The sequence below is a fragment of the Bacillus sp. LR_5 genome, assembly GCF_042709275.1.
The window spans coordinates 1-5394 of record NZ_JAVAXX010000365.1 but is presented as its reverse complement, the minus strand read 5'-3'; the positions used below and the strand labels follow the sequence as shown (position 1 = coordinate 5394).

6 protein-coding genes and 1 other annotated feature are annotated in these 5394 nt (G+C 43.0%); all 6 genes read left to right on the top strand.

Going from position 1 to position 5394, the window contains the following annotated elements; all coding sequences use genetic code 11:
- A partial coding sequence (era, locus tag RAC86_RS34785) for a GTPase Era (protein ID WP_377886637.1) occupies nucleotides 1–844 on the top strand: 844 nt, incomplete at its 5' end.
- A 143-nt stretch (nucleotides 845–987) separates the two neighbouring features.
- On the top strand, nucleotides 988–1131 hold the full coding sequence (locus RAC86_RS34780) for a YqzL family protein (RefSeq protein ID WP_003230053.1): 144 nt from the start codon (nucleotides 988–990) through the stop codon (nucleotides 1129–1131).
- 36 nt (nucleotides 1132–1167) lie between these two features.
- Nucleotides 1168–1935: a DNA repair protein RecO gene (gene recO / locus RAC86_RS34775; RefSeq protein ID WP_072566560.1), complete on the top strand. Its 768-nt coding sequence runs from the start codon at nucleotides 1168–1170 to the stop codon at nucleotides 1933–1935.
- A gap of 39 nt (nucleotides 1936–1974) precedes the next feature.
- Nucleotides 1975–2150, top strand: a binding site (T-box leader).
- An 82-nt stretch (nucleotides 2151–2232) separates the two neighbouring features.
- Nucleotides 2233–3120: a glycine--tRNA ligase subunit alpha gene (glyQ, locus tag RAC86_RS34770; RefSeq protein WP_003226213.1), complete on the top strand. Its 888-nt coding sequence runs from the start codon at nucleotides 2233–2235 to the stop codon at nucleotides 3118–3120.
- Nucleotides 3113–5152, top strand: a complete 2040-nt coding sequence (glyS, locus tag RAC86_RS34765) for a glycine--tRNA ligase subunit beta (protein WP_072566559.1) — start codon at nucleotides 3113–3115, stop codon at nucleotides 5150–5152. The genes glyQ and glyS overlap by 8 nt, the downstream gene beginning before the upstream one ends.
- Nucleotides 5153–5284: 132 nt before the next feature.
- On the top strand, nucleotides 5285–5394 hold a 110-nt coding region (locus tag RAC86_RS34760; protein WP_377886638.1), incomplete at its 3' end, for an HTH domain-containing protein.

Sequence of the window (5394 nt, the reverse complement as noted above, 5' to 3'; positions counted from 1 at the left end):
GTCTACATTTTTGAACAGAGTCATTGGACAAAAAATCGCGATCATGAGCGATAAGCCCCAAACGACGAGAAACAAGGTGCAAGGAGTTTTGACGACAGGCACATCACAAACGATTTTTATTGACACACCAGGGATTCATAAACCTAAGCATAAGCTTGGGGACTTTATGATGAAAGTGGCGCAAAATACATTAAAAGAAGTCGATTTGATCTTGTTTATGATCAACGCCGAGGAAGGCTACGGGAAGGGTGACGAATTCATCATTGAGAAATTGCAGAATATGTCTACGCCTGTATTTTTAATCGTAAACAAAATTGACAAAATTCATCCCGATCAATTGCTTTTGTTAATTGACGAATATCGGGGACGTTATCCTTTTAAGGAAATTGTTCCGATTTCTGCTTTAGAAGGAAATAATATCGAAACATTGCTCACACAGATTGAAGCGTATTTGCCGGAAGGGCCGCAATTCTATCCGAGTGATCAGGTAACCGACCATCCAGAGCGCTTTATCATTTCTGAATTAATCAGGGAAAAGGTGCTGCATCTGACGAGAGAAGAAATCCCGCACAGCATTGCGGTGGCCATCGAATCCATCAAAGGACAGGACAACGGTTCTGTGCACGTAGCGGCAACGATTGTGGTCGAACGGGATTCCCAGAAAGGCATTGTGATCGGAAAAAAAGGAAGCCTGCTGAAAGAGGTTGGAAAAAGAGCGAGAGCGGATATTGAAGCACTGTTAGGCTCCCGTGTCTACCTTGAATTGTGGGTCAAAGTGCAGAAAGACTGGCGCAATAAAATGTCCCAGCTTCGCGATTTTGGCTTTAAAGAGGACGAATATTAATCTCCTTGCTGTGTCATTTTCTCACAGGAACAGGGATACATTAGCAAATTTTGTTTAACATGAAATGGAGGACATCTGGTCAAGATAAAGGTAAGAATTTGGAGTTAGGTAAGCTAGTTTAACTACAGAAAGGTGGGTTTCTTGTGTTGAATTTTACCTGGAACGTATTTTCTCAAACAGGAAATGTTGATACGTATCTTCTTTTTAAAGAGCTGGAAAAAGAGAACATGGAAAGACCCGAAGAACTAGAAGATGAGCTAGCCCGATTTGATTATCCAATTTTATAAACCTCTTGGCCGCTCCTGCTTTAGGAAGGTGCGGAAATGCTGACAAAATGTGAAGGAATCGTTCTTCGCACAAATGATTACGGAGAGACGAATAAAATCGTTACATTACTGACAAGAGAACACGGAAAAATAGGTGTTATGGCAAGAGGCGCCAAAAAACCGAACAGCCGTTTATCAGCAGTCAGCCAGCCCTTTTTGTATGGTTCATTTTTAATGCAAAAAACAACGGGCCTCGGAACGCTTCAGCAGGGTGAAATGATCCTCAGCATGAGAGGCATCAGGGAAGATTTGTTTTTAACAGCATATGCTGCTTATATTGCTGAGCTAGTCGACAAAGGCACAGAAGAAAAGAAGCCAAACCCTTATTTGTTTGAATTCATTTTAGAATCGTTTAAACAGCTGAATGAAGGAACAGATCCGGATGTCATCATCTTCATTGCTCAAATGAAGATGCTCGGTGTCATGGGGCTGTACCCTGAGCTGAATCACTGTGTGAATTGTAAAAGCCAGGATGGGACCTTCCATTTTTCTGTTCGTGATAACGGTTTTATTTGCCATCGCTGCTTTGAAAAAGATCCCTACAGGGTTCCAATTAAACCGCAAACGGCAAGGCTTTTGAGACTGTTTTATTACTTCGATTTGTCGAGGTTGGGCAATGTGTCCTTAAAGCAGGAAACAAAAGCTGAATTAAAGCAAGTGATTGATTTATATTATGAAGAATATTCAGGGTTATATTTAAAATCAAAGCGCTTTTTAGATCAAATGGAAAGCATGAAACATCTGATGGGTGAAAACAAAAGTTGACATCTGGTCCATCTTTTTATATGATCATTTATTATAAAATATGTTGCAGTGAGAGAAAGAAGTACTTGCGTTTACCTCATGAAAGCGACCTTAGGGCGGTGTAAGCTAAGGATGAGCACGCAACGAAAGGCATTCTTGAGCAATTTCAAAAAAAGAGGCTGGGATTTTGTTCTCAGCAACTAGGGTGGAACCGCGGGAGAACTCTCGTCCCTATGTTTGCGGCTGGCAAGCATAGAGACGGGAGTTTTTTGGTTGCTGCCGCAGTCATTTTATGAAGGAAAAGTGGAGGTGCTTGAAATGAATATTCAAGACATGATTCTAACATTGCAAAAGCATTGGTCCAGTCAGGGCTGTGTGCTTATGCAGGCTTACGATGTAGAAAAAGGGGCCGGCACGATGAGCCCGTATACATTTTTGCGCAGTATCGGCCCTGAGCCGTGGAAAGTGGCTTATGTAGAGCCTTCCAGACGCCCTGCCGACGGACGATACGGGGAGAACCCGAACAGACTGTATCAGCATCATCAGTTTCAGGTCATTATTAAACCGTCTCCTGATAACATTCAAGAGCTGTATTTAGATTCCTTGCGCGCGCTTGGAATTGATCCGCTTGAGCACGATATTCGCTTTGTTGAAGACAACTGGGAAAATCCGTCTTTAGGCTGCGCAGGTCTTGGCTGGGAAGTATGGCTTGACGGAATGGAAATCACACAATTTACGTATTTCCAGCAGGTCGGAGGACTAGAGTGTAAACCGGTTTCTGTAGAGATTACGTACGGAATTGAGCGTCTGGCGTCTTATATCCAGGATAAAGAAAATGTTTTCGACTTGGAATGGACGTCAGGGTTTACAGTAAAAGATTTATTCATGATGGCGGAATACGAGCATTCCGTTTACACGTTTGAAACGTCAGATGTCGATATGCTGTTCCAGTTGTTCAGCACGTATGAAAAAGAAGCGATTAAGCAAATGGATAACGGACTTGTTCATCCTGCATATGACTATGTGCTGAAATGCTCGCACACCTTCAACCTGCTTGACGCCAAAGGTGCGATCTCTGTTACCGAGCGGACAGGCTATATCGCAAGAGTGCGAAATTTAGCGAGAAAAGTAGCAAAAACCTATTATGAGGAACGAGAAAAACTAGGGTTCCCAATGCTTAAAGGGGAGGGTTCTTCTCATGAGTAAACAGGATTTACTTTTAGAGATCGGTTTAGAGGAAATGCCGGCGCGCTTTTTAAATGATAGCATGGTTCAGCTTGGTGAGAAGCTGACAGGCTGGCTTAAAGAAAAAAATATCACACACGGTGAAGTGAAGCTTTTCAATACACCGAGACGCCTTGCTGTCTTCGTAAAGGATGTAGCAGAAAAGCAGGATGATATAAAAGAAGAGGCGAAAGGGCCTGCGAAAAAAATTGCCCTTGATGCAGACGGCAACTGGACAAAAGCGGCAATCGGCTTTTCAAAGGGCCAAGGCGCAGACGTAAAAGACCTGTACATCAAAGAAGTAAAAGGCACAGAGTATGTATTCGTGCAAAAATTCCAAGCCGGCCAAGAAACGAAATCGCTTCTGCCGGAACTGAGCGGTTTAGTTACTAGCTTGCATTTCCCAAAAAACATGCGCTGGGGAAATGAGGATTTGCGTTATATACGGCCAATCAAATGGATTGCCGCTTTATTTGGACAGGATGTCATTCCATTTTCGATCACAAACGTTGAGTCTGGACGGACAACGCAGGGACACCGTTTCCTTGGACATGAAGTGTCAATTGAATCACCTTCAGCTTATGAAGAGCAGCTGAAAGGACAGCACGTTATTGCTGATCCTAACGTCCGAAAACAAATGATTCAATCTCAGCTGGAAGCGATGGCTGCAGAAAACAATTGGAGCATTCCAGTTGACGAAGATCTTCTTGATGAAGTGAATCATTTAGTAGAATACCCAACAGCTCTTTATGGTTCATTTGAATCTGAGTTTCTGTCAATTCCTGAGGAAGTGCTTGTCACGACAATGAAAGAGCATCAGCGCTACTTCCCTGTCAAAGACAAGAACGGAGAATTGCTGCCTCACTTTATCACAGTCAGAAACGGGAACAGCCACGCTATCGAAAACGTGGCCAGAGGCAATGAAAAAGTGCTGCGCGCGCGTTTATCTGATGCTTCATTCTTCTACAAGGAAGATCAGAAACTAAATATTGATGCAAACGTGAAGAAGCTTGAAAACATTGTTTTTCATGAAGAGCTTGGTTCTCTGGCAGATAAGGTTAGAAGAGTCACTTCAATCGCAGAAAAGCTTGCCGTTCGTCTTCAGGCCAATGAAGATACATTAAAACATGTGAAGCGAGCTGCTGAAATTTCTAAATTTGATCTTGTCACGCACATGATATACGAATTCCCTGAGCTCCAAGGAATTATGGGTGAAAAGTATGCGAGAATGCTTGGCGAAGATGAAGCTGTGGCTGCGGCAGTCAACGAACACTATATGCCTAGATCAGCAGGCGGAGAAACGCCTTCTACTTTCACCGGAGCTGTTGTAGCAATGGCGGATAAGCTAGACACAATCGTTTCATTCTTCTCTATCGGCGTTATTCCGACCGGTTCTCAGGATCCTTACGGGCTGCGTCGCCAAGCAAGCGGTATTGTTGCAATTCTTCTGGACCGCAACTGGGGAATTTCGTTTGAAGAGCTGCTTTCTTTCGTACAAACCGAAAAAGAAAATGAACTGATGGATTTCTTCACTCAGCGCCTGAAATTTGTTTTGAATGCGGAACAGATTCGACACGATGTCATCGACGCCGTGCTGGAAAGCTCTGAGCTTGAGCCATACTCAGCGCTGCATAAAGCACAAGTGCTGGAACAAAAGCTTGGTGCACCGGGCTTTAAGGAAACAGCTGAGGCTTTAGGCAGAGTGATCTCTATCAGCAAAAAAGGAGTCCACGGAGACATTCAGCCTGATCTGTTTGAAAATGAATACGAGGCAAAACTGTTTGATGCCTACCAAACAGCGAAGCAAAACCTGCAGGAAAACTTCAGCAAAAAAGATTATGAGGCGGCGCTTGCTTCACTTGCAGCCTTAAAAGAACCGATCGATGCTTACTTCGATCATACAATGGTTATAGCAGATAATGAGACATTAAAGGCAAACCGTTTGGCGCAAATGGTAAGCTTGGCGGATGAGATCAAGTCCTTTGCGAATATGAATGCCCTTATTGTAAAATAAAGAGAGAAAAGGCGGTTGCTGTGTGATCGGTAATCGTCTTTTCCCCATTTATGAGTTTTTTTGTTTGATTACAAGATATTTACGATATAATATGGATTATTATTCTTTACATAGATATGAAGTGAAAAGGTGGTGAGTACGATCGAACTAAATAAACGGCAAGAACATATTTTGCAGATTGTAAAAGAAAACGGGCCGATTACAGGGGAGCATATTGCAGAAAAGCTGAACCTAACCAGGGC

Excerpts from the sequence above, each read along its gene's own strand:
- recO (WP_072566560.1), top strand. The coding sequence starts at position 1,168 with ATGCTGACAAAATGTGAAGGAATCGTTCTTCGCACAAATGATTACGGA.
- glyQ (WP_003226213.1), top strand. The coding sequence starts at position 2,233 with ATGAATATTCAAGACATGATTCTAACATTGCAAAAGCATTGGTCCAGT.
- glyS (WP_072566559.1), top strand. The coding sequence starts at position 3,113 with ATGAGTAAACAGGATTTACTTTTAGAGATCGGTTTAGAGGAAATGCCG.